Origin of the sequence: Mycobacterium sp., assembly GCF_049278535.1 — a bacterium.
GTDB lineage: Bacteria > Actinomycetota > Actinomycetes > Mycobacteriales > Mycobacteriaceae > Mycobacterium.
The window spans coordinates 1-25,907 of the sequence record NZ_JBAPMI010000129.1 but is presented as its reverse complement, the minus strand read 5'-3'; the positions used below and the strand labels follow the sequence as shown (position 1 = coordinate 25,907).

The following is a 25,907-nucleotide window of genomic DNA, read 5'->3' as shown; positions in this document are numbered from 1 at the left end:
CGCCGACGAGCGGATCGTCGCGATGGTCGGATTCGACCTTGACGACATCGACGCCGCCTACGCGGAACTTGATGCTCGCTACCTCGCCGGCGAAGCGGCCGCCCACTCGCACGCATGGTCGGTAATTGCGAACGCCAACGCAGCCTTCAACCGGCGCGAGATGTTTGCAACGACGCCGGACTGGGTCAGTGTCGACCACCGGCCTGTGACGGGTTTCGCGCCCGGCGACATGACGGCATACGTCCACGCCACGTGGGACGTCGCGCCGGACATGAAAAACCGCCTCCTGGCGGTGCATCGTTTGACTGACCTTGGAGCGGTCATCACTCAGACGACACGTGGGACCTCGCAAGAAGGCTTTGAGGCCGAGTGGCAGGAGATCGCGCTTTTGACGGTCGAAGGCGACTCCTTCAACCGCTGCGAAGTCTTCGACGAGACGGACCTCGACGCCGCGCTCGCCCGCTTTGAAGAATTACACCCGCGGGCGCAGCGGCTGGAAAACGCAGCGGGCCGAATACTCGAGCGATACCAGGCGTGCTTCTCGGCCCGGGACTGGGCCGCCATGGCGGAGCTATTGGCCGACGGCATGGTCCTGGACGATCGCCGTCGTGTCGTGAACGCAGGGATTCGACGTGGCCGAGATGTGTACATCGCGGACAATCAAGCCGCCGTCGAGGTCGGTGCAGGGACCATATCTTTGAGCGTCGTTGCGACCCGCGGGGAGCGCCTCGCCCTCGCTCACGCCCGTGCCTTCAACATGGGCTCGGCGCCCGGCGAGGTCGGCGCCGAGTGGTGCGGCATCGCTGAGATCGACGCCGACGAGCGGATCGTCGCGTTTGTGTCCTTCGATTCCGACGACATCGATGCCGCCTTCGCAGAACTCGACGCCCGGTACCTCGCCGGCGAAGCGGCGGCTCACGCACACTTTTGGTCGGTCATCATCAACGGCTACGACACACTCAACAAGCACGAGCTCCCTGCGGTGACATCGAAATGGGTGACAATCGACCACCGGATGCGCGCTACGTTCGAGGCTGCTGACCAGACCGCGTACATCCGTGGCGCATGGGACCTCACGCCGAACCTCAAGATGTACATCGAAGCCGTGCATGGGCTCAGCGACATTGGAGCCGTCGTCACCCATGCGGCGTACGGAGCGACGCAAGATGGTTTCGATGCCGAATGGCGAATGATCGGACTTTTGGTGGCCGGGGACGACAACATCAACCGCTGCGAATTGTTCGACGAGACGGACCTCGACACCGCGCTCGCGAAGTTTGAGGAACTGCAGCCGCCCCAGCGGCGACTCGAAAACGCGGCAAGCCAAGTGGACCAACGCTTCTGGACCTACTTCGCGACCCGCGACTGGGACGCCATGACGGAATTGACCGCCTTCGACATTTCCACAGATGATCGTCGCCGGGTCGTGAACGCGGGCGTCCAGCAAGGTCGTGATGGCCACATGGCCGAAATCCGAGCCGCCGCCGAAGTGGGTTTCGAGAAGATTGAGTCTACCGCCCTGGCGACCCGCGGAGCGAGCCTCGCCCTCACTCGTATCCGCGTCTGGAACCGCGGGATGAAGCCGGAAGAGGTCGGTATCGAGGTGCTCAACATCGTCGAGATCGATTCCGGCGAGCGGATTGTCGCGCACGTCGAGTACGACGTCGACGAGATCGACGCCGCCTTCGAAGAACTCGACGCCCGGTACCTCGCCGGCGAGGCGGCTGAGCACGCGCACGCCTGGTCGGTTATCGCGCAGACCTACGCCATGTTCAACCAACACGTACTTCCCGCAATGGACTTGGTCACCATCGACCATCGGCGGGGTACCCCATTCGCGCCCGGCGACCTGACTGCCGCCATGCGGGTGTCACGGGACCTCACACCGGACCTCACCATCTACATCGAGGCGGTGCATCGTCTCAGCAACATCGGAGCGGTCATCACCAACACCGCGGATGGGACCTCGAAAGAAGGTTTCGACGCCGAGTGGCGAACGATCCAACTCCTGACCGTCGAAGGCGATCGAATCAACAACTTGGAAATCTTCGACGAGGCAGACCTGGACGCCGCGCTGGAAAAGTTCGACGAACTGCAACCCGTGACGCCACGGCTTGAAAACGCGGCAAGCTCAGCGGTAGAACGCTTTTGGACCTGCTTCGAGGCCCGCGACTGGGACGCGATGGCCGAGACATGGGCCGACGACTATTGCACGCACGATCGCCGTCGGGTTGTAAATGCCGGCGTCTTACGCGGTCGTGCTGCCCATCTCAAGAACATGCGCGCAGTGGCCGAGGTCGGATTCGAGCACATTACGTCCACCGTCGTCGCGATCCGCGGGCAGCGCCTTGCGCTCATTCGCATTCGTTCCTCGATGCGTGGCTCGCCACCCGGTGAGGTCAGCGCTGATATGCCAAGCATCGTCGAGATCGACCGCGACGGTCGGCTGGCCGCTGCCGTCCATTTCGATTCAGACGACATCGACGCCGCCTTCGCCGAGCTCGACGCCCGGTACCTCGCCGGCGAGGCGGCTGAGCACGCGCACGCCTGGTCGGTCATCGCAGCGCTCTATGCCGGTTTCAACCGGCACGAACTTCCCGCCACGACGCCAGGCTGGAGCTTCATCGACCACCGGACGGTGATATCGGTCGAAGCGGGTGATTTACCCACATTCATCGGCGCGACGTTGGACCAACTGCCGGTCATCAGCATTCACATGGAGATGGTGCACAGGTTGAGCGATCTCGGAGCGGTTGTAACCCACACTGCGCGTGGCATTTCCGATGAGGACTTCGGCGCCGAGTGGCGGATGATCGACATATTCACGGTCGAAGGCGACCTGATAAGCCGCTGCGAGATGTTCGACGAGGCAGACCTGGACGCCGCGTTGGCAAGGTTCGACGAACTCGATCGGCCGGCGCCTTCATTTGGAAACGCCGCGACCCAAACCTGGGCACGCGTAGCCGATGCATTCAACCGCCGCGACGCGGACGCTCTTCTTGCCCTCGCCAGTGCGGAGGGTCGTTATGAGGACCGGCGAAAAGGCTTGCGTAATGTGCTCGTCGGTTCAGAACGGCGCAAAGCCGTCCATGCCTTGTTCGAAACGATGCCGAGCAGCTGGCGCTTGGAGCTGGAGTTCATCGCCATCAGGGGGTCTCGGCTGTCGCTCACCCGCGAGCGTTATCGAGACGTCGACGATATCAACCGACCCATCACCTCCGAGATCTTGCGCGTGGTGAAAGTTGACGACGGCGCGCTGATGCAGGATGCCATCAGTTTCGATCCCGAGGACATCAACGACGCGTTCGCTGAACTCACCGGTCGATGGATTGCGTCGGGGGAGGTTGCTTATCCGAAGATCATCGAGTCGGTGGACCGGATCAACGCGACTATCAACCGCCATGACTGGGACGCGGCCGCAACACATTTCGCCGGTGCCGAGTACGCCAATCGCCGACAGCTGCCGCATGCGGCCAACGGCACAGTCGCCGACTGGCTGTCCTCGATGCAGACGACGGGATCGCTGGTACCCGACCTACGGCTCGAGCTCGCCGAGGTCCTGGCGCGCTCTGCGATAGGCATCGTAGGTCGCATGACCCCGAAGGGCACCCCGACCGATGGCGCCGCGATCGAGAACCCGTTCGTCGTGCTCATCGTTCTCGACGGTGAACGTGCCACCCGTCTCGAAGTCTTCGATGAAGATCAACGCGACATGGCCCTGGCGCGGTTGGAGGAACTCAACCGACCAGTCTGATCTGCGGCGTTGAAGGTCCTCGCGTCGATCGTAAGCTGTGCGTCATGACGGAGGGCCGACTGCTACTGGGCGCCACGCCGTTGGGCCAGCCGTCCGATGCGTCGCTGCGGCTGATCGCCGCGCTGTCGACGGCGGACATCGTCGCCGCCGAAGACACCCGCCGGGTGCGGACGCTGGCCAAGGCGCTTGACGTGGTGATCACCGGGAAGGTGATCAGCTTCTTCGATCACGTCGAGGCGGCGCGGGTGCCGGCTTTGGTCGAGGAGATCAGCGCGGGCGCCACCGTGCTGGTGGTCAGCGACGCCGGAATGCCGTTGATCAACGACCCCGGCCACCGGCTGGTGGCGGCGTGTGTGGAGGCGGGCCTGCGGGTGCAGTGTCTGCCCGGCCCGTCGGCGGTGACCACCGCGCTGGCGGTGTCGGGGCTGCCGTCGGAGAAGTTCTGCTTCGAGGGCTTTGCGCCACGCAAACAGGTGGCGCGCAAAAGCTGGCTGGCGTCGCTGGCGGCCGAACAGCGCACTGCGGTGTTCTTCGAATCGCCGCGCCGGTTGGATGCCTGCCTGAATGACGCAGTCGAGCAGCTCGGCGGGGACCGCAAGGCCGCGGTGTGTCGCGAGCTGACCAAGGTGCACGAGGAAGTGGTGCGCGGATCGCTGGCCGAGTTGGCCGGCTGGGCCGCCGACGGTGTGCTTGGTGAGATCACCGTCGTGCTGGCCGGCGCGATCATGCGTGCCGACCTGCCTACCCTGGTGGCACAGGCGAGCGCGCTTGTCGACGGGGGGATGGGCGTCAAAGACGCTTGCGCGCAGGTGATTGCGGCTACGCCGGGAGCGCCGTCACGGCGTGAGCTCTACGACGCGGTGCTGCGATCGCGCGGCTGAGGCGGCGCCCGCTCCGATGATCGGTGCCGCCTTGTGCAGGCACTCCTCCCATTCGGCATCGGCCTCGGAGTCCGCGGTGATCCCGCCGCCTGAACCCAGCACCGCGTTGCCCACGGCGTCGAATTCCACCGTGCGGATCGCGACGTTCAGTTCGCAGCCTGCTACCGGAGACGCCAAACCTACTGTGCCGCAATACACTCCACGGCTCGACTGCTCCCACTGCGAAATAAGCTGTCGCGCGCGGATCTTCGGGGTGCCGGTGACCGAGGCGGGCGGGAAGGTCGCGTCGAGCAACGTCGAGTTCGACACCCCGACAGGTACCTGCGCCGAGACCGTCGACACCAAGTGCCACACCCCCGGCGCGGGCCGCACCACCAGCAATTCGGGCACGGTGACCGATCCGGTGACCGCGACCCGGCCCAGGTCGTTGCGAACCAAGTCCACGATCATGACGTTCTCGGCGACGTCCTTGCTCGAGGCTCGCAGCGCCGATGGGGGAGCGTAGAGCGGCAAGGTGCCCTTGATCGGGCTCGAGGTGACCAAATCGCCACGGCGGCACAAGAACAATTCCGGCGACAGCGATGCCACCGCGCCCCAGGGGCCGGCGATGTAGGCCGCCCGCGCGGGTGCGGTGCGGGCGACGCCGTCGATGAAGAAGTCCAACGGCTCGCCGGCGATCGTGCCGGCGAATTGTGTACACACGCACGCCTGGTACACCTCACCGGCGCGAATGGCCTCGAGGCAGGCCAGCACGCCGTCGCGATGGGCCTGACGATCGGCGGCGTCCCAGTCGATTCGGAAAGCCCGTGCCGGCACCGGAGCGGTCAGTGCTTCGAGTAGCCAACCGGGCATCGGGGCGCCGGACAAGCTTTCGAACCACCACTGCCGGTCGCGGTCGCAGCGCAGCACACAGTCGGTCCAGCCGCCCGCGGCCTCCGGTATCCGCCCGGGCTGGCCGCCGGCACCCGGATCGGGGTAAGAGAGGTAGCCGATCCAGCCGCCGCCGACCGTCGTGCTGTGCGACCCCGGTCGCACATCGAATGCGTCGGATGCGTCGACGGGCTGCACCGACAGGCTCGGGGCGATCACGGCGGAGGCGCCGAACCACTCGCCGGTCAGTGCGGCCGGCGGCGGCAGGTCCAGCCGGTTCGTGGCGTCGCCGACGGCCCGCAGCACCTCATGGGGGCTGCCGAGATCGCCGAGCCGGTCGGTCCGCATGCCCCTAGCTTTGCAGAAATCTCAGCGGCGGCTGATTTTGTGTGCGGTCGTGACGGCCGCGAGCTTGTCGGGATTGCGCATCGCGTAGAAGTTGGTGATCTTGCCGTCGACGATCTCCACGGTGAAAACGCCCTCCAACTGGTCGCCGGCGTAGAGCAGCACCGCCGGTGCGGCGTTGCAGACGACCATCTCGGCGCGCACGCCGGGCAGCTGCATGCCGCGGCCGATCAGCCCGACGACCGCTCTCGCGACCTTGTCGGCCCCGACCACCGGACGACGGGCTGCGCTGGCCTTGCCGCCGCTGTCGGCGGTCCACACCACATCGGGGGCCAGCATCGACATCACCGCTTGTACGTCACCGCCGGCCGCCGCCGCCATGAATTCCGTGGCGATCCGCGCATTCTGCTCCGGGTCGACCGGGGCGAAGCGCTTCCGCCGGGCCTGTACGTGTTCACGGGCCCGATGGGCGACCTGTCGCACAGCGGCCACCGATTTGCCTACCGCGGAAGCGATTTCGTCGTAGTCGAAGCCGAACACCTCGCGCAGCACGAACACCGCGCGTTCGTCGGGGCCCAGGGTCTCCAGCAGCACCAGCATGGCCATCGAAACCGATTCGGCCAGAACGACATCGGCTGACGGATCCTGCTCGTCCAGCAGCAGCGGCTCAGGGAGCCAAGGCCCGACGTAGTCCTCCCGGCGCCGGGCGCCCGCGCGCAGCGCGTTGAGCGATTGACGAGTGACCAGCCGGGCCAGATACGACTTGGTGTCGTGCACGGCCGAAAGGTCCACCTCGGCCCACCGCAGATAGCTATCTTGCAGCACGTCATCGGATTCCGTTGTCGAGCCGAGGATTTCGTAGGCGATGGTGAACAGCAGCGGCCGTAGCAGCATGAACCGTTCGGCGTGGTCGTCGGAGGTGGTCACGGCACCGTGACCACCTCGGCAGCAAGGCGCTCGGCCCGCTTGCCACCCTTGAGCCAGCGGTACCAGCCCGGCTTGGCGGCCTCCCGGCGAATGCCCCACACCGTGCCCTTGCAGACCAGCTCTTTGACCGACGCGGCGAATCGGCCGCCGATGAACAGGTTCAGCGGGCTGTCGTCGGGGCGGGCGAGCTGGACGGTGGCGTACGAGCGGCCCAAACTGATGCACTGCCCTGTGAACGCCTGGTTGATCGCCGCGGGCTCCGTGCCGCCGATCCGGCTCAGCACCGTGTTGGCGGCCTGGGCGCCGAGCGGGATCGCGGCCTGGCAGCTCATCCGCAACGGCTGGTTCGACGGCGCAGCGGCGTCGCCGGCCGCCACGATGCGGGGATCGTCCACGCTGGTCAGTGTCTCATCGGTGAGCAGCCGGCCGAGCGTGTCGGTGCGAAGTCCGCTGCGGGCGGCCAGATCCGGCACGCCGAAGCCCGCCGTCCACACCGTCACCGGGCTGGGCAGCGCGGACCCGTCGTCCAGTATCACCGCGTCGGGGCGGACCTCGCACACCTTTGCGGTCTCGAGCACGTCGACTCCAAGGCGGCGCAGCCACTTGGCCACCGAACGGCGGCCGGGCCGGCTCAGTGACGGACCCAGCAATCCGCCGCAGACCAGGCGCACCGGCCGGCCCTGCTCGGCCAGTTCGGATGCCGTTTCGATGCCGGTCAACCCGGCGCCGACAACGGTGACGGGTGCGCTGGGATGCAGCTCGTCCAATACTGCCCGCAGTCGTTCGGCATACTCGAATTCAGCGATAGGGTAAGCAAATTCAACTGCACCGGGCACCGCGGCCGGGACCACTCCGGTGCTGCCGACCGCGTAGATGAGGTAGTCGTAGTCCAGCACGAAGGACGACGCCAGCTCGATCTGGCGATCAGCCGTGTTGATCCGCTCGACGGTGTCGACGACGAGGCGGATGCCCTCGCCGAGCAGAGTTCCGTAGTCCACGGCGGCGGTGCCGCTGCCGGCGGCCAGCTGATGCAACCGGATTCGCTCGACGAAAACCGGACGGGGGTTCACCACCGTGATGTCGACGTCGGCGCGCAGCCGTAGGTGGTTGGCGGCCAGTGTGCCGGCGTATCCGCCGCCGATCACGACGATGTGAGTGCGCTGGGCGGTCATTGTTGTCTCCTGTTCTCGGGGTTGTTCTGCCCTCAAGACACCGCGGCGGCGGCTGCTGTGACAGCTTCGGAGACGTTGTGACCAGGCTCACGTCCTCGCGCAGAATGCGCTGACCAGGATGTCGATCCGGGCGTCGTGATGGTCTGGACGCAATCGGCCGCTGCGGTCGAGGGTGATCAGGCCGTGCAGCGCCGCCCACACCACCTCGGCCAGCGTGTCGGGATCCCGCGAGCCGGCGACCATGTCCACCGCTGCCCGCAGTTCGGCGAAGGCCGAGTTCAACTCGGACGGGGTGTCCTGCGCGGCGAACGCCAACGTCGTCGTGCGGATGAACATCGCGTCGAACAACGCGGGGTTCTCCCCGGCAAACCCGATGAACGCCTTGGCAACTCGGCTCAGGGCGTCCCGGCCGTTGACAGCACCGGCACGAGCCGTGGCGAGCGCCGCGCCGAGTTCGCCGAAGCCTTGAACCGCCACCGAGGCGACGATGCCTTCCATGCCGGAGAAGTGCTTGTAGAGCACCGGCTGGCTGTATTCGATCTCGGTGGACAGCCGACGGGTGGTGACCGCGTCCCACCCCTCCGCTTCGGCCAGCCGGCGTGCCGTGTCCGTGATGAGTCGGCGTCGTGCGGAACGCTCGCGCGCCCGGCGATCCTCGATGGCCATGTTGGATATGTTAGCGCTGATATGAAATCTAGCGGCGCTATTGACACGCTCGGTTGGCGGCGCTAGCGTTGCTAACACCTACTGGAGGAGCGCCGATGATCGCCAAGCTGTTCGCGTTGATCGCGGTGCTGGGCACGGCGGTGGTGTACGGCACCGACGTGTTCTGCGCGATGGTTCAGCGGCCCGCGCTGGCCCGGGTCGACGACCAGGCCCTGCTCGCGGTGATGGGCAACGTCCATCGCTACGGCGACCGGCGGATGCCGGTGCCCGGAGTGCTCGGCCTGCTGGCGGCGGCGATCAGCGCGGTGTTCGCCGCGGCGTCGGGCCGCTGGGCACAAGCCGGCGTGGCGTGCGTCGCCGTCGTGCTGCTGTTGGTATGGCTGGTGGTCTACCTAAGGGTCAGCGCGCCGATCAACCGCCGGCTCACCGCCGCGGCCGATCGGTCCGACCCGTCGGTGAATGCCCGCGAACTGCAACATAATTGGGACAGGGTCATCGTCATAAGAGCCGCCCTGCAAGGCTTGGCGGTCGCCGCATTATGCACAGCGCTGCTGACCTGAAACTCGAAAGGATCGACACCATGGCCATAAGCACGAACCTCGGGCGCCTGCTGATGCGCGGGGCTCCACTCTTCAACGCGCCGATAGTGGCGCTCGCAGCCTCCCCGCGCTTCGGGAAGATGCTGCGGCGCAGCATCACATTGATTACCTATACCGGGCGTCGTTCGGGACGAACATTCAGCATGCCGGTGGCCTACCGCCGCCGCGGCGACGACATCGAGATCGTCCCGAACATGCCCGACGCCAAGACGTGGTGGCGCAACTTCCTCGGCGACGGCGCGCCAATTGTATTGATGCTCAACGGAGTTGAGCGCGGCGGACATGCCGTCGCTCACCGAGACGAGAACGGGCGCGTGACCGTCCGAGTTCGACTCGCCTAGTCGAGCGGGTAGCGGGGAGCACCGTCATCCAGGCTGACCCGTGTCGAAGCGGGTGGCGCCGTATGGCTCGGAAGTGCCCAGCGCGTAAACCGTTGCCGGGACGACTCGGTAAGCATGCCACGGCGGAGGGCCTGCCGACGGCGCGCTGTATTCCGCAGTCAGCGCCTTGCCGTCAACGCTGGCCGGCCAGCCGCCGTCGCGGAACGCTGCGGCAACCGTGCGCAACTCAATGTGATCGATGACTTGCGTGGCAGTTCCCTGGATGACGAGGTCGAACGGGTCGGTGGCGACGCTGACCACGCATCGGGAGTCGCGGACGAGGTTGCGCGATTTGCGCGTTCGGGGTCCGGAGTTGAAGTACCAGGTCGCCTCAACCCTGACGATGCCGACAGGCATCACGTGTGGACTGCCGTCCGGGTTGATCGTCGTGAGCCATGCGGTGTGTCGGGTCGGTCCGCCGGTTCCGGGCGCCTGGGTGAGGTCGCTCGTCAAGACCTCCTGCACGCGCGACCAGTCGATCGGTAGCGCGCCGTAGCCGTCGAGATTGTGCGTCGTGATCGTCATAGTGATGCAGACCGCCAGCGGCGCGGAAACTCACCGGTGACCTAAGCGCGCCGAGTATTACGTCTGATAGCGCGGAAAGACCCCAGCCGGCGCCGGTAGCGCCGTGCCGGGCTCCAGCCGCGCGCCGATCGCGGCGAAGCTGCGTTGCTCCGGCGACTGGCCGAGCAGGTCGAGCAACTTGCTTGCCGAGTCGGGCATCACCGGCTGAATCAGCAGTGCCGCGATGCGCACCACCTCGCACGTCGTGTAGAGCACGGTGGCGAAGCGAACCTGGTCTGCCTCGGCCTCGCTCTTGCGCAACACCCAGGGCTGCTGGGCGGAGAAGTACCTGTTGGCCGCGCCGAGCATCAGCCAAATCGCTTCCAGCGCCAGATGCATTGCCTGGCCGTCGAACTCGGTACGAACCCGCTCGAGTAGACCGTCGGCGATGTCGAGCAGTTCGGTGTCGTCGGCAGTGAAGTCGCCGGGTGTCGGAACGACTCCGCCGAGATTCTTGGCCACCATCGACAGTGATCGCTGGGCCAGGTTTCCGAGCTCGTTGGCCAGATCGGTATTGATCCGGGTGATGATCGCCTCTTCGCTGTAGCTGCCGTCCTGGCCGAAGGGGACCTCCCGCAACAGGAAATAGCGCACCTGGTCCAGCCCGTACGTGTCGACCAGCGTGTTCGGATCGACGATGTTGCCGACCGACTTGCTCATCTTCTCACCCTTGTTGAGCAGAAAGCCGTGCGCGAAAACCTTTCTGGGCAAATCAATTCCGGCCGACATCAAAAACGCGGGCCAGTAGACGGTGTGGAACCGGATGATGTCCTTGCCGATCATGTGCAGGTCGGCCGGCCAATAACGTTGGAATAGCTCGGATTCGGTATCCGGATAACCGACGCCGGTCAGGTAGTTGGTCAGCGCGTCGACCCAGACGTACATGACGTGGTCTGGATGGTCGGGGACCTTCACGCCCCAGTCGAACGACGTGCGCGAGATGGACAGGTCCCGTAGACCGCCGGAGACGAAACTGACCACCTCATTGCGCCGCACCTCGGGGGCGATGAAATCCGGGTGGGAGTCATAGTGCGCCAACAACTTCTCGGTATACGCCGAGAGCCGGAAGAAATAGGTCTGCTCCTCGGTCCAGGTGACCGGGGTGCCGGTTTCGACGGCGACCCGGGTGCCGTCGACCTCCGCGGTCTCCGACTCGACGAAGAACCGTTCGTCGCGCACCGAGTACCAGCCTGAGTAGGAGTCGAGGTAGATGTCGCCGGCAGCCTCCATCCGTCGCCAGATGTCCTTGGACGCCTCGTGGTGGTCGGCGTCGGTGGTGCGGATGAACCGGTCGAACGAGATGTTCAGCTTCTTCTGCAGGCGCTGGAACACATCGGAGTTTCGCCGGGCCAGCTCGGCGGTCGCAATGCCTTCGGCGGCGGCGGTCTCGACCATCTTGAGCCCGTGCTCGTCGGTGCCGGTCAAGAAGCGGACGTCATAGCCGTCGAGCCGCTTGAACCGGGCGATCGCGTCGGTCGCGATGTACTCGTAGGCATGCCCGACGTGCGGGTCGCCGTTCGGATACGTGATCGCGGTGGTGACGTAGTACGGCTTCATCGCCCCTCACCCTATTTGCCGCACCCTATTGTGTGCGCGTGAGCTCCAAACGTCAGCCGCCACCCGCGCCGGAACGGCTGAGCCCGCTGATCGACGCGCACACCCACCTGGACGCCTGCGGCGCGAAGGACGCGGACGGCGTGCACGCCATCGTGGATCGCGCGGCGGCGGTCGGGGTGGAGACGGTGGTCACCATCGCCGACGACCTGGCAGCGGCGCGCTGGGCCACCCAGGCCAGCGAGTGGGATTCACGCGTCTACGCCGCGGTGGCACTGCACCCGACTCGCGCAGACGCGCTGACCGACGCCGCCCGCGCCGAGATCGAGCAGCTGTCGTCCCACCCGCGCGTGGTGGCAATCGGCGAAACGGGAATGGACCTGTACTGGCCGGGAAAGCTCGACGGTTGCGCCGACCCGGCTGTGCAGCGGGAGGCCTTCGCGTGGCACATCGACCTGGCCAAGCGCACCGGAAAACCGCTGATGATCCACAACCGCGACGCCGACGCCGAAGTGCTGGACGTGCTGCGTGCCGAGGGTGCGCCCGACACGGTGATCTTCCACTGCTTCTCCTCCGGCGTCGCACTGGCCCGCGCCTGCGTCGATGCCGGATGGATGGTCAGCCTGTCCGGGACGGTCAGCTTCCGTAACGCCCGTGAACTGCGCGAAGCCGTTCCGCTGGTGCCGGCGGCCCAGTTACTGGTGGAGACCGATGCACCGTTCCTGACCCCCCATCCCTACCGCGGCGCTCCGAACGAGCCGTACTGCCTGCCCTACACCGTGCGCGCGCTCTCTGAGCTGCTCGGCCGGCCCGCCGACGACCTGGCCGAGCTCACCACCGACAATGCCCGCCGGGCCTACGGGCTGGCGGCGCGGCGTTAAAAATCGGTTAATGCGGCTGCGCCCGAGTTGCCGTATGGTGGGCCCGTTCGTTACCTTCTTGTGATCGAACAGTAGGGGCCCTGGAGGCCCATTTATTTTGTTACACCAGTTGTTTATTGAGGTCGGGGATACACGCGCGTTGAACGTACTCACGAAACTCCATCAGGCTCCATCACCGGCTCTGCGTCTCCTTGTAGCGGGCTTTCTGCTGGTCTTGGCATTCGCCGGCGGCTTCGCGGTCGCCGACTACAAGACCGTGACGCTGAACGTCGACGGCACCGCGATGACCGTCGCGACCATGAAGTCGCGGGTGATCGACATCATCAAGGAGAACGGCTTCACCGTCAGCGAGCGGGACGACCTGTACCCAACCGCCGGTGAGCGGGTTGCGGACGCCGCGAACATCGTGCTGCGGCGCAGCAGGCCGCTGCAGATCTCGCTGGACGGCCAGAACACCAAGCAGGTGTGGACGACGGCCTCCACGGTCGACGAGGCGCTGGCACAGCTGTCGATGACTGACACGGCGCCGGCCGCCGCCTCGCGTGGCAGCCGCGTCCCGCTGGCCGGGATGGCCCTGCCGGTCGTCAGCGCCAAGACCGTCGAACTCGACGACGCCGGGGTGGTGCGCAATGTCCACCTGGCCGCTGCCCGGGTCGGCGATCTGCTGGCCGGCCTCGGGGCGCCGCTGGAGCAAAGCGACCAGGTCACGCCCGGCGCGACCGCACCGGTGATCGACGGCATGCACATCCAGGTGACGCGCAACCGGATCGAGAAGATCACCGCGCGGGTGCCGCTGGTTCCGGTCCGGCGCCGCATCGAGGATCCGCAGATGAACATGAGCAAGGAGATCGTCGAGGACCCGGGCGCCCCGGGTACCCAGGACGTCACCTTCTCGGTGTCCAAGGTCAACGGCGTCGAGACCGGCCGGTTGCCGGTGGCCAGCCACGTGATCGCACCCGCCCGCGAGGCGGTCGTGCGCGTCGGCACCAAACCCGGCACCGACGTGCCGAGGGTGGCCAACGGCGAGATCTGGGATGCCATCTCGCGCTGCGAAGCGGGCGGCAACTGGGCGATCAACACCGGTAACGGCTACTACGGCGGGGTGCAATTCGACCAGAACACCTGGGAGCGCAACGGCGGCCTGCGATTCGCGCCGCGTGCCGACATGGCGTCCCGGGAAGAGCAGATCGCCGTCGCTCAGGTAACGCAGTCCCGGCAAGGCTGGGGTGCATGGCCGGTCTGCAGCGGACGAGCGGGTGCGCGCTGACCATCCGGTTACTTGGGCGGACCGAAATCCGACGGTTGGCCAAAGAACTCGAGTTCCGGCCGCGTAAATCGTTGGGGCAGAACTTCGTTCACGATGGCAATACGGTGCGCCGGATTGTGTCGGCGTCCGGAGTCAACCGGAACGACCACGTCCTGGAAGTCGGGCCCGGGCTGGGGTCGCTGACGCTGGCCCTGCTGGACCGCGGTTGCACGGTCAGCGCCGTCGAAATCGACCCGGTGCTGGCCGATCGGTTGCCGCAAACCGTGTCCGAACACGCGAACAGTGAAATTCAGCGGCTGACCGTGATCAACCGGGACGTGCTGTCCATCGGTCCGGCCGACCTGGCCACCGAGCCGACAGCGGTGGTGGCGAATCTGCCGTACAACGTCGCGGTTCCGGCGCTGCTGCACCTGCTCGCCGAATTCCCTTCGCTGCGAACGGTGATGGTGATGGTGCAGGCCGAGGTCGCAGAGCGGCTCGCCGCCGAACCGGGCGGCAAGGAGTACGGCGTGCCCAGCGTCAAGGTGCGTTTCCACGGAGAGGTCCGTCGGCACGGCATGGTGTCGCCGACCGTCTTCTGGCCGATCCCGCGGGTGTACTCCGGGCTGGTCCGCATCGACCGCCACACGAAACCGCCCTGGCCGACTGACGCTATCTTTCGGCAGAACGTCTTCAAGCTCGTCGACACCGCATTTGCTCAGCGGCGCAAGACATCTCGTAATGCCTTCGTCGAATGGGCGGGCTCGGGTAATGAATCGGCGAGCCGATTGCTGGCCGCGAGCATCGATCCGGCCCGTCGGGGTGAGACGCTGACCGTCGACGAATTCGTTCGGCTGTATCAGCGCTCGGCTCATCTGGGCGACGCCGCCCCCCGGGGTCAGGCGCAACGGCACGCCTCGGCGAGCTGACCATCAGACGATAGTCTCGTTCGGTGCCGATGGATCCGAGCATCGCAGCTCAGTGGGTGCCCACTGGTTCGGCGACGGTCCGCACTCCCGGAAAGATCAACCTCCATCTCGCCGTCGGAGACCTGCTGGACAGCGGCTACCACGAGCTGACGACGGTGTTTCACGCCGTTTCCCTGGTCGACGAGGTCACCGTCCGCAACGCCGACGTGCTCTCGCTCGACATCACTGGTGAGGGCGCCGGCCAACTTCCCCTCGACGAACGCAACCTGGCCTGGCAGGCCGCCGAACTGATGGCCGAGCACGTCGGCTGCGCGCCCGACGTGTCGATCCTGATCGACAAGTCCATTCCGGTGGCCGGCGGGATGGGCGGCGGCAGCGCGGATGCCGCGGCCGTGCTCGTCGCGCTCAACTCGTTGTGGGAGCTCGGCGTACCCCGCCGCGACCTGCACGCGCTGGCCGCAAAGCTCGGCAGCGACGTGCCTTTCGCATTGCACGGTGGCACCGCGCTTGGCACCGGCCGAGGCGAAGAGCTGGCTACAGTGTTGTCCCGCAATACTTTTCATTGGGTTCTGGCATTTGCCGAGGGCGGGCTGTCCACCCGCACGGTGTTCGGCGAGCTCGACCGGCTGCGGGACGTCGGCACACCGCCGCGACTCGCCGAGCCCGGTCCGGTGCTGGCGGCGCTGGCGGCCGGTGATCCGGAACAGCTGGCGCCGTTGTTGGGCAACGAACTGCAGGCTGCCGCGCTGAGCCTGAACTCGGCGTTGCGCCGGGTGCTGCGGGCCGGCGTCGAGGCTGGTGCACTGGCGGGCATCGTGTCCGGATCAGGGCCCACATGTGCGTTTCTGTGCCGGTCGGCGACCTCGGCGGTCGACGTGGGCACCGAGCTTTCCGGGGCCGGTGTCTGCCGTACCGTGCGCGTGGCCAGCGGTCCCGTGCACGGCGCCCGGGTGGTCCCCACGCCTGCCGCCGGGGCGTGAAATTGACGACACAGTTTGGCAGTTCCTTAAGAGGAGTTTAAGATATCCGACGGTGATGATTACCGGTCAAGCAACGAGCCTGGTTTTTCCGCCCGCCGACCATGTTGGCGGGCGTGCCCGTTCCGACGTGGCAACTTTGCGGTCGGAAGCTGCGTCACTACCGATTCGAGACCAAATTGCCGCCCAATTGTGGGCGGGCGGTTGTCCCAATGTGTGTTTGAGCAGGGGCAACATTAAACGCTGGGCGATGATGCCGAACCCGAGGAGGCAATCGTGAGCAGGTTTACCGAGAACATGTTCCGCAACGCTCACGCGAGCACCCGGGGCATGGTGACCGGCGAGCCGCACGAGCCCGTCCGGCAGACCTGGCTGGAGGTACACGAGCGGGCCCGCCGCATCGCCGGCGGCCTGGCCGCCGCGGGCGTCGGACACGGTGACGCCGTCGGTGTGCTGGCCGGGTTCCCGGTGGAGATCGCGCCGACCGCGCAGGCCCTGTGGATGCGGGGCGCCAGCCTGACGATGCTGCACCAGCCGACGCCGCGCACCGACATCGCCGTCTGGGCCGAGGACACCATGAACGTGATCGCGATGATCGAGGCGAACGCCGTCATCGTGTCCGAGCCGTTCCTGGTCGCCATCCCGGTGCTCGAGGAGAAGGGCATCAAGGTGCTCAAGATCGGCGACCTGCTCGATGGCGAGCCGATCGATCCGGTCGAGACGGACGAAGACGACCTGGCGCTGATGCAGCTGACGTCAGGCTCGACGGGCTCGCCCAAGGCCGTCCAGATCACCCACCGCAACGTCTACTCCAACGCCGAGGCGATGTTCATCGGTGCCGAGTATGACGTCGACAAGGACGTGATGGTCAGCTGGCTGCCCTGCTTCCATGACATGGGCATGGTCGGATTCCTGACCATCCCGATGTACTTCGGCGCCGAGCTGGTGAAGGTCACGCCGATGGACTTCCTGCGCGACACGCTGCTGTGGGCCAAGCTGATCGACAAATACAAGGGCACCATGACCGCGGCGCCCAACTTCGCCTATGCGTTGTTCGCCAAGCGGCTGCGCAACCAGGCCGAGCCCGGCCAGTACGACCTGTCCACGCTGCGGTTCGCGCTGTCCGGCGCCGAGCCTGTCGACCCCGCCGATGTCGAGGACCTGCTGGACGCGGGTAAGGCCTTCGGGCTGAAGCCGTCGGCCATTCTGCCCGCCTATGGCATGGCGGAGACGACGCTGGCGGTGTCTTTCTCGGAGTGCAACGCCGGCCTGGTCGTCGACGAGGTCGACGCCGATCTGCTGGCCGCGCTACGCCGGGCCATTCCCGCCACCAAGGGCAACACCCGTCGGCTGGCATCGCTCGGTCCGCTGCTGAAGGACCTGGAGGCCCGCGTCGTCGACGAGAACGGCAACGTGATGCCCGCCCGCGGCGTCGGCGTCATCGAACTGCGCGGCGAATGCGTGACGCCCGGTTACCTCACCATGGGCGGTTTCCTGCCCGCACAGGACGAGAACGGCTGGTACGACACCGGCGACCTGGGCTACCAGATGGAGAACGGCCACGTCGTGGTCTGCGGCCGTGTCAAGGACGTCATCATCATGGCCGGCCGCAACATCTACCCGACCGACATCGAGCGCGCCGCAGGCCGCGTCGAGGGTGTGCGCATCGGCTGCGCCGTCGCGGTCCGGCTGGACGCCGGGCACTCGCGCGAGACCTTCGCCGTCGCCGTGGAATCCAACGCCTGGCAGGACCCGGCCGAGGTGCGGCGCATCGAGCACCAGGTCGCGCACGAGGTCGTCACCGAGGTCGACGTGCGGCCGCGCAATGTCGTGGTGCTCGGCCCCGGCACCATCCCGAAGACCTCGTCGGGCAAGCTGCGCCGGGCCAACTCCGTCACCCTGGTTACCTAACAGCGGCTACCAGGTGTGCACCTGGTTCTGGGCCTGCTCGAGACCAAGCTCGAGCAATAACTCTGTGGCGTCAGCCGCCTGCTCGCACAGCGTCGGCACCTCGGGGTGCTCGGCGGCAGTGAAGTTCTCCAGTACGAACGCCGCCGGATCTTTGCGTCCGGGCGGGCGGCCGATGCCGATCCGCACCCGCTGAAAGTCCTTGGTGCCCAGCGCGTTCGCGATCGAGCGCAGCCCGTTGTGACCGCCCTCGCCGCCGCCGAGCTTCAACCGGATCTGGCCGAAGTCAATGTCGAGCTCGTCGTGAATTATCACGACGTCAGCGGCGGGCACCGAGTAGAACTTCGCCAGCGGGCCCACCTGGCGGCCGGACTCGTTCATGTAGCAGCGCGGCTTGGCCAGCACCACTGAACGTCCTCCGAGTCGGCCGGTGACGATTTCCGCGCCGGAACGCTTGTGCACCTTGAAGTTTGACCCCAACCGAGCGGCGAGCCGGTCGGCAACCATGAACCCCAGGTTGTGCCGCGTCTGGGCATAGTTCGGTCCGGGGTTGCCCAGACCCACCACCAATTGTGGGTCGGCCACGGCTTATTCGGATTCGGACTCTGCTTCGGGCGCCTCGCCCTCGCCTTCGCCCTCGGCGGCTTCTTCGGCCGGCTCCTCGCCTTCGACCACCTCGCCGGCACCCTCGCTCTCCAGCTCCTCGGCGGTCGGTGCGTTCACCACGTTGACGACCAGTAGATCGGGATCAGCGATCAGGTTGACGCCCGACGGCAGCGCGATCTGCCCCGCAGTGAACTGGGTGCCCGGCTCGGCGTCTTCGACGGACACGCTCAGCGACTGCGGGATCGACATCGCGTCAGCCTCGATCAGGATGGTGCTGGCCTCCTGCGTGACCAGAGTGCCGTATGCGGCGTCGCCGACTACCTCCACGTTGACCTCGACAGTGACCTTCTCACCGCGGCGGACGACCAGCAGGTCGGCGTGCGTGATGCTGCGGCGGATCGGGTGGATGGCGAGCGACTTGGTCAGCGCCAGCTGCTCTTTGCCCTCGATGTCGAGGGTCAGCACCGCGTTGGTGCCGGAGTGACGCAGCACGGCGGCGAAGTCGTGGCCGGGCAGCTCGAGGTGCTGCGGGTCGGCGCCGTGGCCGTAGAGCACGGCCGGAATCTTGCCTTCGCGACGCGCGCGACGGGACGCGCCTTTGCCGGTCTGGGTCCGCACCAGCGCGGTGAGTTTGTTCGCGGATCTAGCCATGGTGTCGCTCCTGTATCAGATTCCGTTGCACGGCCAGGAGCGCGACTATCGTCGATCCCCGTCGATAACGGCGGCTTGTTCAAGCCACCCTCGCCGTGACGCCCGGTCAGGCTAGCGCATCAGCACCTCAGAGCGGAAATTTGGTGTCCGTGAGCTGTTCGGACAGCTCCCAGAGGGCACCTGCGGTAGCGGCACGTTTGGCCAGCGGGCTGCGCCCGACCCGCCGGCTGCGGCCGCCCATGCCGAACGCCGGGCCGATGAAGCTGTTGCCCGGCACATCCTGCGAGATGGCGTAGAGCGTCTGCCGGGCACCGAAGTCGGCGTCGGTGGCCAGCCGGTTGCCGAAGGACATCAGCGCATCGGAGAGCTTGCGGCCGGATTTCCCCTGCAGGTTGGTCTGCGAGTAGCCCGGGTGGGCGGCCAGCGCCCGCAGCGGCGAGCCCGCCGCCGCCAGCCGGCGCTGCAGTTCGCTGGTGAACAGCAGGTTGGCGAGCTTGGACTGGCCGTAGGCCACCCACGCCGAGTAGGGCCGTGACGTCCAGTTCAGGTCACGCAGGCTGATGTAGCCCATCCAGTGCATGAGCGACGACACCGTGACCACTCGGTCGGTGATCTTCGGTAGCAGCAGGTTGGTCAGCGCGAAGTGGCCGAGGTGGTTGGTGCCGATCTGGCTCTCGAACCCGTCCGCGGTGACCGCACGCGGGACGGCCATGATGCCGGCGTTGTTCACCAGGATGTCGACGCCCTCGACCCCGTCGGCGAACTGCCGCACCGAGGCCAGGTCCTGCAGGTCGAGCGGGCGCACGTCGACTTTGCCCTTCATCTTCCGGGCTGCGGTTTTGCCTTTGCCGGTGTTGCGCACCGCCAAGATCACTCTGGCGCCGACCCGGGCGAGCTCGCGGGCCGTCACCTCACCGAGGCCGCTGTTGGCCCCGGTGACTATGACAGTGCGTCCAGCGAATGAGGGCAGATCTGCGGCGGTCCACGACGTCATGGAAGACACACTAGTTACTTGGCGGCGACGGTGAATCCGTGCAGGATTGCCTCGACGTCGACCGCGTCGGCGACCGCCTTGTCAGCCAGGCTGGTGACTGCGAGCTGAATGAGGTAGTGGTCTGGGTCTTGGCCGGACCCGTGGGCGACCACGATCCGGTTGATGGTGTGCAACCGCTGGTCGCCGAGGTTGTAACTGCCCTCGATCATCGACGAGGGAAAGCCGTGGAAGTCAGCCGCCGACGACTCGAGCTGCTTGAAGTTCTGCGCGAGCCGGGCATCGTCGTTGCCGTGTTTGGCCAAGTCGGCGGCGTCGACATCGCCACCCAGCTTGAACACCATCAGCATCGCGTTGGGGAAGCCGTTGTCCTTTGCGATCGCCACTGTGGTGGGCGGGATGTTCGGCTTGTCGGCCTTCTGCCAGCCCGGCGGGGTCGGGATCGACACGGTCAGGTCGGTCAACTTGTCAGGCGCGACCGGCTCTCCGGAGACGCCGCTGCTTTGCAGGTACTGCGAAAACGGCACCGGGTTTCCGGTCGGCGTCGGCGTCGTCGATGTGGTGGTGGTCCAGATCGACTGATAGTCAGGGTTTTTCGGCCCACATGCGACCGACAGCAGGCTTAGCAGTAATATCGCGGCGGCGAGCCATTCCCTTCGTGCGCGGCTCACAGGATCTCGCGGACCGTGTCGACCGGACGAGCCAGCCGCGTGCCTTTCGATGTCACGACGAACGGTCGCTCGATCAGGATGGGATGTTCGGCCATCGCGTCGAGCAATTGGTCGTCGCTGGCATCGGCCAAGTTGAGTTCGGCGTACAGCGCCTCGCGTTTGCGCACCGCGGTCCGCACGTCGATGCCGGCGGCGCGGATCATCGTCACCAGCTCGGCGCGCGACGGCGGGGTCTTCAGATACTGCACCACGTCAGGCTCGATGCCGTTGTCACGCAACAGCTCCAGGGTTTTGCGCGACGTCGAGCACTTGGGGTTGTGGTAGATGACGGCGTCGGCCATCTAGGCGTCTCCATCGAAAAGCCCTGTGACCGAACCGTTTTCAAATACCGCGCGGATCGTGCTGGCCAGCAGGGGGGCGATGGACAGCACGGTGAGTTGCGGGAATCGCTTCTCCTCGCCGATCGGCAGCGTGTTGGTGACGATGATCTCGCGGGCACCGCACGCCGCGAGCCGCTCGGCGGCGGGGTCGGACAGCACCCCATGGGTGGCCGCGATGATCACATCCTTGGCGCCGTCGTCGTGCAGCAGCTTCACCGCACCGGCGATGGTGCCACCGGTGTCGATCATGTCGTCGATCAGGACGCAGGTCTTTCCCTGCACCTCGCCGACGACTCGGTTGGACACCACCTGATTGGGCACCCGCGGGTCGCGGGTCTTGTGGATGAAGGCCAGCGGCACGCCGCCCAGAGCGTCGGCCCATTTCTCGGCGATCCGCACCCGGCCGGAGTCGGGGGATACCACCACCATGTTGCCATCGGCGTAGTTGTCCCCGATGTAGCCGGTCAGCAGGTTCTGCCCACGCATGTGGTCGACCGGACCGTCGAAGAAACCCTGGATCTGATCGGTGTGCAGATCGACGGTCACGATCCGGTCGGCGCCGGCGGTCTTGAGCAGATCGGCGACCAGCCGGGCCGAGATCGGTTCGCGCCCACGGTGTTTCTTGTCCTGACGGGCGTAGGGGTAGAAGGGCAAGACCGCGGTGATCCGCTTGGCGCTGCCCCGCTTGAGCGCGTCGATCATGATCAGCGATTCCATCAGCCAGTCGTTCACCGGCGCCGGGGCCGACTGCAGGACGAAGGCGTCACAGCCACGTACCGACTCGTTGAAGCGGACGAAGATCTCGCCGTTGGCGAACTCGCGCGCGGTCTGCGCGGTGACGTGGGTGTCGAGTTCCTTGGCGACTTGCTCGGCGAGCTCAGGATGAGCGCGGCCCGAGAAGAGCATCAGGTTCTTGCGGTTATCGGTCCAGTCGTAGCTCACGTGCTGCCCTTACTGCTTCGGAACGGATGACTGCTGTACGAATACTAGGTGGTCTCCGCCGGTGCGGGAGATGACCCTTCATCGTCACCGGCGCGTGCCTTCTCGGCGGCCTGCGCGGCGGCGCTGCCGGGCCGCTTGCGCTCGACCCAGCCTTCGATATTGCGCTGCTGGCCGCCGGATACCGCCAGCGCGCCGGGCGGAACGTCCTCGCGCACCACTGTTCCGGCTCCCGTGTAGGCCCCGTCGCCGACGGTGACCGGGGCGACGAACATGGTGTCGGAGCCGGTACGCACGTGCGAGCCGACCGTGGTGCGTTGCTTGGACGTGCCGTCGTAGTTGACGAAGACGCTGGAAGCGCCGATGTTGCTGTGTTCGCCGATGTCGGCGTCACCGACGTAGGTCAGGTGGGGCACCTTGGTCCCGGTGCCGATGGTGGAGTTCTTGGTCTCGACGAATGCGCCCAGCTTGGCTTCGGCGCCCAGCACGGTGCCGGGCCGCAGGTAGGTGAACGGCCCGACCACGGCGTCGTCGCCGATCGACGCCTCGCTGCCGTGGCTCCGGACCACCGTGGCGCCGTCGCCGACGGAGACGTCGGTCAGCGTGGTGTCCGGGCCGATAATGCAGCGCTCACCGATTCGGGTTCCGCCGAGCAGTTGCGTGCCGGGCTGGATCACGGTGTCGCGACCGATGTTCACGTCGATGTCGATCCAGGTGGACGCCGGGTCGGTGACGGTGACGCCGGCAAGTTGATGGGCGGCCACGATACGGCGGTTGAGTTCAGCGGCCAGATCGGCCAGCTGCACCCGGTTGTTGACGCCGGCCACCAGCGAGCTGTCGGCGACGTGCCTTGCCTGCACCACCTGCCCGTCCTGCCGAACGATCGCGATGACGTCGGTGAGGTAAAGCTCCTGCTGTGCGTTGTCGGCCGACAACCGGCTCAGCGCCGAGCGCAGCGCGGCGATGTCGAAGGCGTACACGCCCGCGTTGACCTCACGGATTTCCCGCTGAGACGGTGTCGCATCGGCCTGCTCGACGATGGCGATCACCTCGTTGTCCTGCGTCCGCAGCGTGCGCCCGTAGCCGGTCGGATCGCTCAGCGTCGTGGTCAGCACCGTCACCGCCGCGCCGTGGGAGTTGTGCGTGGTGACCAGGTCGGCGAGCGTGTCGGCGTCGAGCAGCGGGATGTCGCTGGACGTGACGACGACGACGCCGCGGAAATCGTCGGGCAGCGCGGCCAGGCCGCACAACACAGCGTGGCCGGTGCCGAGCTGCTGATCCTGTGTTGCCATCTCGATCCGGCGCCCCAGGGTTTCGGCCAGTTCACCGACCACGTGTTCGATGCGCGCCTGGTCGCGGCCGAGCACAACCACCAGGTGCTGCGGCGCCATCTTGGCGATCGCGTGCAGCGAGTGCGCCAGCATGCTGCGGCCGGCCAGAGCGTGCAGCACCTTGGGGGTGTCGGACCGCATCCGGGTGCCGGCCCCGGCGGCCAGGACGAGGACCGCTGATTCGCCGTGCGTCGTCATCGAACCTCCCTCGCTGCCGGCTATCCGTTCAGCGTGTCATTATCCGCACGGTCTCGGCAAAGCACGACCGTCATCGTCGGATTCGGCAATGAACACCGCGATGGACAATAATCAAGCGGTGGACCGACGACGAACTGCGCAGGCCAGCCCATCGCCGATTGATGTGCTCGAACAGTTGCCGGCGCTGGTGTTGCTGGAGCGCATCCCGGTCCCCACGCTGGCGGTCCTGCAGGACGGCACCATCGTGTTCGCGAACACGGCATTCGCCGAGATGGTGGGTCGCGACGCGCAGGAGGTCGTGACGCTGAAGTTCCACGACATCTTCCATGGCGCGCTGGAAACGGAATCGGTGCTCTCCGTTGTCGACGGCTTGGCCAACATGGTCGTCGAATTGGCGCATAAGGAGGGCTCGACCGTGCGTGCGCTGATGAGCAGGTCCGCGATGCGGCGTGCCGACGATGCGATTGCGCTGGCGACGTTCCAGGACCTCACCGAAGAGCTCTGGGCCAACGAGCGCTAGCCCGCCTCAATAAGCCCGGTTACGACGACGGTTCGTGCTCTACGTGGCGCAGCGCCTCGCGCGCCAGGAACTCACGGTAGTAGCCCAGCGACGCCTCGGTGACGATGGCAGGAAACAGCAGCTCCCACATGTGTGTGAGCCGCCGGACAAGGTCGTTACCACCGCCCATCGTCTGACCCATGACCCGGGCACCGAACGTCGCACCGATGATCGCCTCGCTGACCATTTGCGGGTCGAGCTCTGAGCGGAGGTCGCCTTCGGCGATCGCCCGCTGCGTCTGCGCCGCCATCGCTTCGGTCCAGGCGGTGTAGGCCGCGCCGGCGGTGTCGTTGAATTTGCCGAACGCCAGAGTCAACTGCTCGGCGGTGCGCACGACTTTGTTGGTGGCGAACAGGTCCGCGGTGACGAACGTGCCGTGCAGGATGTTCTCCAGCGCAGGAGAAAACGAGTCCGACATGGTGTTCAACTCGGCGACCACCAGACTGGCGCCGTCCTCGATGATGGCCGACGCCAGCGACTCCATCGAGTCGAAGTGGTGGTAGAAGGCTCCCTTGGTCATCCCGGTGCGCTCGATGATCGCGCCCCGGTCGGCAGAAGCAAATCCGACCTCGTTGAACACGTCGACCGCGGCGTCGAGGATCTTTCGCCGTGTCGCTTCCGATCGAACCTGGCGGGCCATCGCCTATTACCTCCGGAGTCCGTTGTGCGGTGAGCTTCCGGACCGTCGGCGTCGCACCATTCCTACTAGGCGGCAAAGCCTAACAGGGCGGCGGGTCGGGCCCAATCGATCACTGGCCGGTGATCGAAATCGTGATCACGTCGACCCCGCCAGCGTGGTGGTACTTCCGATCGCGATTTTCGTGCGTCGTTTGATGAATTGGCTGAAGTAATCGATCCGCTCGGGACGCACGAAACCGGGCAGCACGATCGTCCACATCGCCTCGAAGTCGCGGAGAAAGCGCCCTGGTTCGTCGAGGTTGCTGGTCTGGCGCAAACCCATGTAGGCCGACGCCAGCAAGCGTCCCACGTCTTGTGGCTGGCACTCCTCGAGGACGTCGCCCTCGCCGATGCCGCGCTGCACGGCGACTACGAGGTTGTCGATCCATTCCTTGTGCAGCTTCGCCTGCAGCCCATCAACACGGGCGATGGACTCGACAAGATGCAAAGCGGCCCGCGAGATGTCCTCGCTGATGTCTCGCACCGCCAACTGGTAGGAGAAGTCGATCAGCGTCTCCAGGCCGGAGAATTTCCGTGCCAGCAGTTCGGTGATCGCCTCGTGAGACCGAGTGATCTGGTCCTCGATGATCGCCAGCGCCAGCGCATGCTTGGAGCGGAAGTGGAAATACATTGCGCCCTTGGTCAATTCAGCCTCGGCGAGCACGTCATCGAGGCCGACCTGATGATAGGGAAGCCGCGCGAACTGGCGTGCGGCGGCGCGCAGAATCTGCTGGCGAGTGGTATCCGCCCGGGTGTCGGTCGTCTCGGTCATGGTTAGTCCACCTAGTAATGCTTCGCCCCGGAGGCTTGACAACGGGCCCCTAGGTCTCGAGGCGTTGTTGGACACGAGCTTAGTTCACGAGCGAACTGCAAATAGTGATCGACGCGGCCCGCAAACTAAGCGATCCGGGCCGACTTCCGTCGGTTTGCGGTTAATGCAAGCTAGCAGCGGTTGACCGATCCTGGCAACCTTCAACGACTAATAGTCTGTTCAGGACTTCACAACGTTCAAAAAGTATGTAATATCTCTATTATGCGGATGGTCGGTCTGGCAGAGCTGTCGTTGCTCGGCGTGCCCGTACCGCCGAGCGTCGCTTCACGCCCTGATCAGCGTAGGCAGGGCCGTCGCCATGACATGCGGTGGCGCATAGATGGCTGACTTTGCGGCTTTGCCGCCGGAAATCAATTCCGGGCTGATGTATACCGGCCCCGGCGCAGGGCCGATGACGGTCGCCGGCGCGGCTTGGGAC

At 66.2% G+C, this 25,907-nt stretch carries 26 protein-coding genes; 11 read left to right on the top strand and 15 right to left on the bottom strand.

Features of this window, described 5'->3' with window-relative positions; all coding sequences use genetic code 11:
- Positions 1-3,754: nuclear transport factor 2 family protein (locus WAO18_RS08245; RefSeq protein ID WP_422205412.1), on the top strand; the 3,754-nt coding region annotated here is incomplete at its 5' end.
- 44 nt (positions 3,755-3,798) lie between these two features.
- Positions 3,799-4,635: a 16S rRNA (cytidine(1402)-2'-O)-methyltransferase gene (gene rsmI, locus WAO18_RS08240; RefSeq protein WP_422205410.1), complete on the top strand. Its 837-nt coding sequence runs from the start codon at positions 3,799-3,801 to the stop codon at positions 4,633-4,635.
- Here rsmI and WAO18_RS08235 read toward each other — a convergent pair.
- From WAO18_RS08235 to WAO18_RS08220, 4 genes are all read right to left on the bottom strand, one after another.
- The gene (locus WAO18_RS08235; protein WP_422205408.1) at positions 4,591-5,853 is read right to left on the bottom strand and encodes an aminodeoxychorismate synthase component I; all 1,263 of its coding nucleotides are present in this window, start codon (positions 5,851-5,853) and stop codon (positions 4,591-4,593) included. The two genes, rsmI and WAO18_RS08235, sit on opposite strands and share 45 nt — an antisense overlap.
- A 21-nt stretch (positions 5,854-5,874) precedes the next feature.
- On the bottom strand, positions 5,875-6,777 hold the full coding sequence (locus tag WAO18_RS08230) for an RNA polymerase sigma-70 factor (RefSeq protein WP_422205406.1): 903 nt from the start codon (positions 6,775-6,777) through the stop codon (positions 5,875-5,877).
- Complete coding sequence (locus WAO18_RS08225) at positions 6,774-7,949, bottom strand: NAD(P)/FAD-dependent oxidoreductase (protein ID WP_422205405.1); 1,176 nt, start codon at positions 7,947-7,949, stop codon at positions 6,774-6,776. Before WAO18_RS08225 ends, WAO18_RS08230 begins: the two co-directional genes overlap by 4 nt.
- Positions 7,950-8,036: 87 nt before the next feature.
- Positions 8,037-8,615, bottom strand: coding sequence for a TetR/AcrR family transcriptional regulator (locus WAO18_RS08220; RefSeq protein WP_422205404.1), 579 nt, complete (start codon positions 8,613-8,615; stop codon positions 8,037-8,039).
- Between the two features lie 95 nt (positions 8,616-8,710).
- Here WAO18_RS08220 and WAO18_RS08215 point away from each other — a divergent pair, with 95 nt between their 5' ends.
- Positions 8,711-9,175: an anthrone oxygenase family protein gene (locus WAO18_RS08215; protein WP_422205401.1), complete on the top strand. Its 465-nt coding sequence runs from the start codon at positions 8,711-8,713 to the stop codon at positions 9,173-9,175.
- 20 nt (positions 9,176-9,195) lie between these two features.
- Complete coding sequence (locus tag WAO18_RS08210) at positions 9,196-9,555, top strand: nitroreductase/quinone reductase family protein (RefSeq protein WP_422205399.1); 360 nt, start codon at positions 9,196-9,198, stop codon at positions 9,553-9,555.
- A gap of 24 nt (positions 9,556-9,579) precedes the next feature.
- Here WAO18_RS08210 and WAO18_RS08205 read toward each other — a convergent pair whose 3' ends face one another.
- Positions 9,580-10,119 (bottom strand): DUF447 domain-containing protein, encoded by a 540-nt coding sequence (locus WAO18_RS08205; RefSeq protein ID WP_422205397.1) that lies wholly within the window; start codon positions 10,117-10,119, stop codon positions 9,580-9,582.
- 57 nt (positions 10,120-10,176) lie between these two features.
- Positions 10,177-11,715, bottom strand: coding sequence for a methionine--tRNA ligase (metG, locus tag WAO18_RS08200; RefSeq protein WP_422205395.1), 1,539 nt, complete (start codon positions 11,713-11,715; stop codon positions 10,177-10,179).
- 32 nt (positions 11,716-11,747) lie between these two features.
- Between metG and WAO18_RS08195 the strand changes: the two genes are divergently transcribed.
- The 5 genes from WAO18_RS08195 to WAO18_RS08175 all read left to right on the top strand — a co-directional run bounded on the left by WAO18_RS08195 (position 11,748) and on the right by WAO18_RS08175 (position 17,656).
- Positions 11,748-12,593, top strand: a complete 846-nt coding sequence (locus tag WAO18_RS08195; protein ID WP_422205393.1) for a TatD family hydrolase — start codon at positions 11,748-11,750, stop codon at positions 12,591-12,593.
- 139 nt (positions 12,594-12,732) lie between these two features.
- A complete protein-coding gene (locus WAO18_RS08190) occupies positions 12,733-13,860 on the top strand; it encodes a transglycosylase family protein (RefSeq protein ID WP_422205391.1) in 1,128 nt (375 codons plus the stop codon).
- On the top strand, positions 13,824-14,768 hold the full coding sequence (gene rsmA, locus WAO18_RS08185) for a 16S rRNA (adenine(1518)-N(6)/adenine(1519)-N(6))-dimethyltransferase RsmA (RefSeq protein ID WP_422205389.1): 945 nt from the start codon (positions 13,824-13,826) through the stop codon (positions 14,766-14,768). Before WAO18_RS08190 ends, rsmA begins: the two co-directional genes overlap by 37 nt.
- A 29-nt stretch (positions 14,769-14,797) precedes the next feature.
- Entirely contained in the window at positions 14,798-15,748 is a 951-nt protein-coding gene (locus WAO18_RS08180) for a 4-(cytidine 5'-diphospho)-2-C-methyl-D-erythritol kinase (protein ID WP_422205417.1), read from the top strand.
- 273 nt (positions 15,749-16,021) lie between these two features.
- Positions 16,022-17,656 carry a fatty acyl-AMP ligase gene (locus tag WAO18_RS08175; RefSeq protein WP_422205387.1) on the top strand — a complete coding sequence of 545 codons (1,635 nt, stop codon included), beginning with the start codon at positions 16,022-16,024 and terminating at the stop codon, positions 17,654-17,656.
- A gap of 6 nt (positions 17,657-17,662) precedes the next feature.
- On the opposite strand, the gene pth is transcribed toward WAO18_RS08175, so the two are convergent.
- The 7 genes from pth to glmU all read right to left on the bottom strand — a co-directional run bounded on the left by pth (position 17,663) and on the right by glmU (position 23,420).
- On the bottom strand, positions 17,663-18,238 hold the full coding sequence (gene pth / locus WAO18_RS08170) for an aminoacyl-tRNA hydrolase (RefSeq protein WP_422205385.1): 576 nt from the start codon (positions 18,236-18,238) through the stop codon (positions 17,663-17,665).
- Between the two features lie 3 nt (positions 18,239-18,241).
- Positions 18,242-18,910 carry a 50S ribosomal protein L25/general stress protein Ctc gene (locus WAO18_RS08165; protein ID WP_422205384.1) on the bottom strand — a complete coding sequence of 223 codons (669 nt, stop codon included), beginning with the start codon at positions 18,908-18,910 and terminating at the stop codon, positions 18,242-18,244.
- Positions 18,911-19,037: 127 nt separating this feature from the next.
- Positions 19,038-19,904, bottom strand: a complete 867-nt coding sequence (locus WAO18_RS08160; protein ID WP_422205382.1) for an oxidoreductase — start codon at positions 19,902-19,904, stop codon at positions 19,038-19,040.
- 14 nt (positions 19,905-19,918) lie between these two features.
- Positions 19,919-20,572 (bottom strand): LpqN/LpqT family lipoprotein, encoded by a 654-nt coding sequence (locus tag WAO18_RS08155; protein ID WP_422205381.1) that lies wholly within the window; start codon positions 20,570-20,572, stop codon positions 19,919-19,921.
- Complete coding sequence (gene arsC / locus WAO18_RS08150; protein ID WP_422205379.1) at positions 20,569-20,913, bottom strand: arsenate reductase (glutaredoxin); 345 nt, start codon at positions 20,911-20,913, stop codon at positions 20,569-20,571. Before arsC ends, WAO18_RS08155 begins: the two co-directional genes overlap by 4 nt.
- A complete protein-coding gene (locus WAO18_RS08145; RefSeq protein ID WP_422205378.1) occupies positions 20,914-21,894 on the bottom strand; it encodes a ribose-phosphate diphosphokinase in 981 nt (326 codons plus the stop codon).
- A 44-nt stretch (positions 21,895-21,938) separates the two neighbouring features.
- The gene (glmU, locus tag WAO18_RS08140; RefSeq protein ID WP_422205376.1) at positions 21,939-23,420 is read right to left on the bottom strand and encodes a bifunctional UDP-N-acetylglucosamine diphosphorylase/glucosamine-1-phosphate N-acetyltransferase GlmU; all 1,482 of its coding nucleotides are present in this window, start codon (positions 23,418-23,420) and stop codon (positions 21,939-21,941) included.
- A gap of 157 nt (positions 23,421-23,577) precedes the next feature.
- On the opposite strand from glmU, the gene WAO18_RS08135 reads away from it, so the two are divergent.
- Complete coding sequence (locus WAO18_RS08135) at positions 23,578-23,940, top strand: PAS domain-containing protein (RefSeq protein WP_422205415.1); 363 nt, start codon at positions 23,578-23,580, stop codon at positions 23,938-23,940.
- A gap of 19 nt (positions 23,941-23,959) precedes the next feature.
- On the opposite strand, the gene WAO18_RS08130 is transcribed toward WAO18_RS08135, so the two are convergent.
- Positions 23,960-24,619: a TetR family transcriptional regulator gene (locus WAO18_RS08130; RefSeq protein WP_422205374.1), complete on the bottom strand. Its 660-nt coding sequence runs from the start codon at positions 24,617-24,619 to the stop codon at positions 23,960-23,962.
- 135 nt (positions 24,620-24,754) lie between these two features.
- Entirely contained in the window at positions 24,755-25,429 is a 675-nt protein-coding gene (locus tag WAO18_RS08125; RefSeq protein ID WP_422205372.1) for a TetR family transcriptional regulator, read from the bottom strand.
- 379 nt (positions 25,430-25,808) lie between these two features.
- Between WAO18_RS08125 and WAO18_RS08120 the strand changes: the two genes are divergently transcribed.
- A partial coding sequence (locus WAO18_RS08120; protein ID WP_422205413.1) for a PPE domain-containing protein occupies positions 25,809-25,907 on the top strand: 99 nt, incomplete at its 3' end.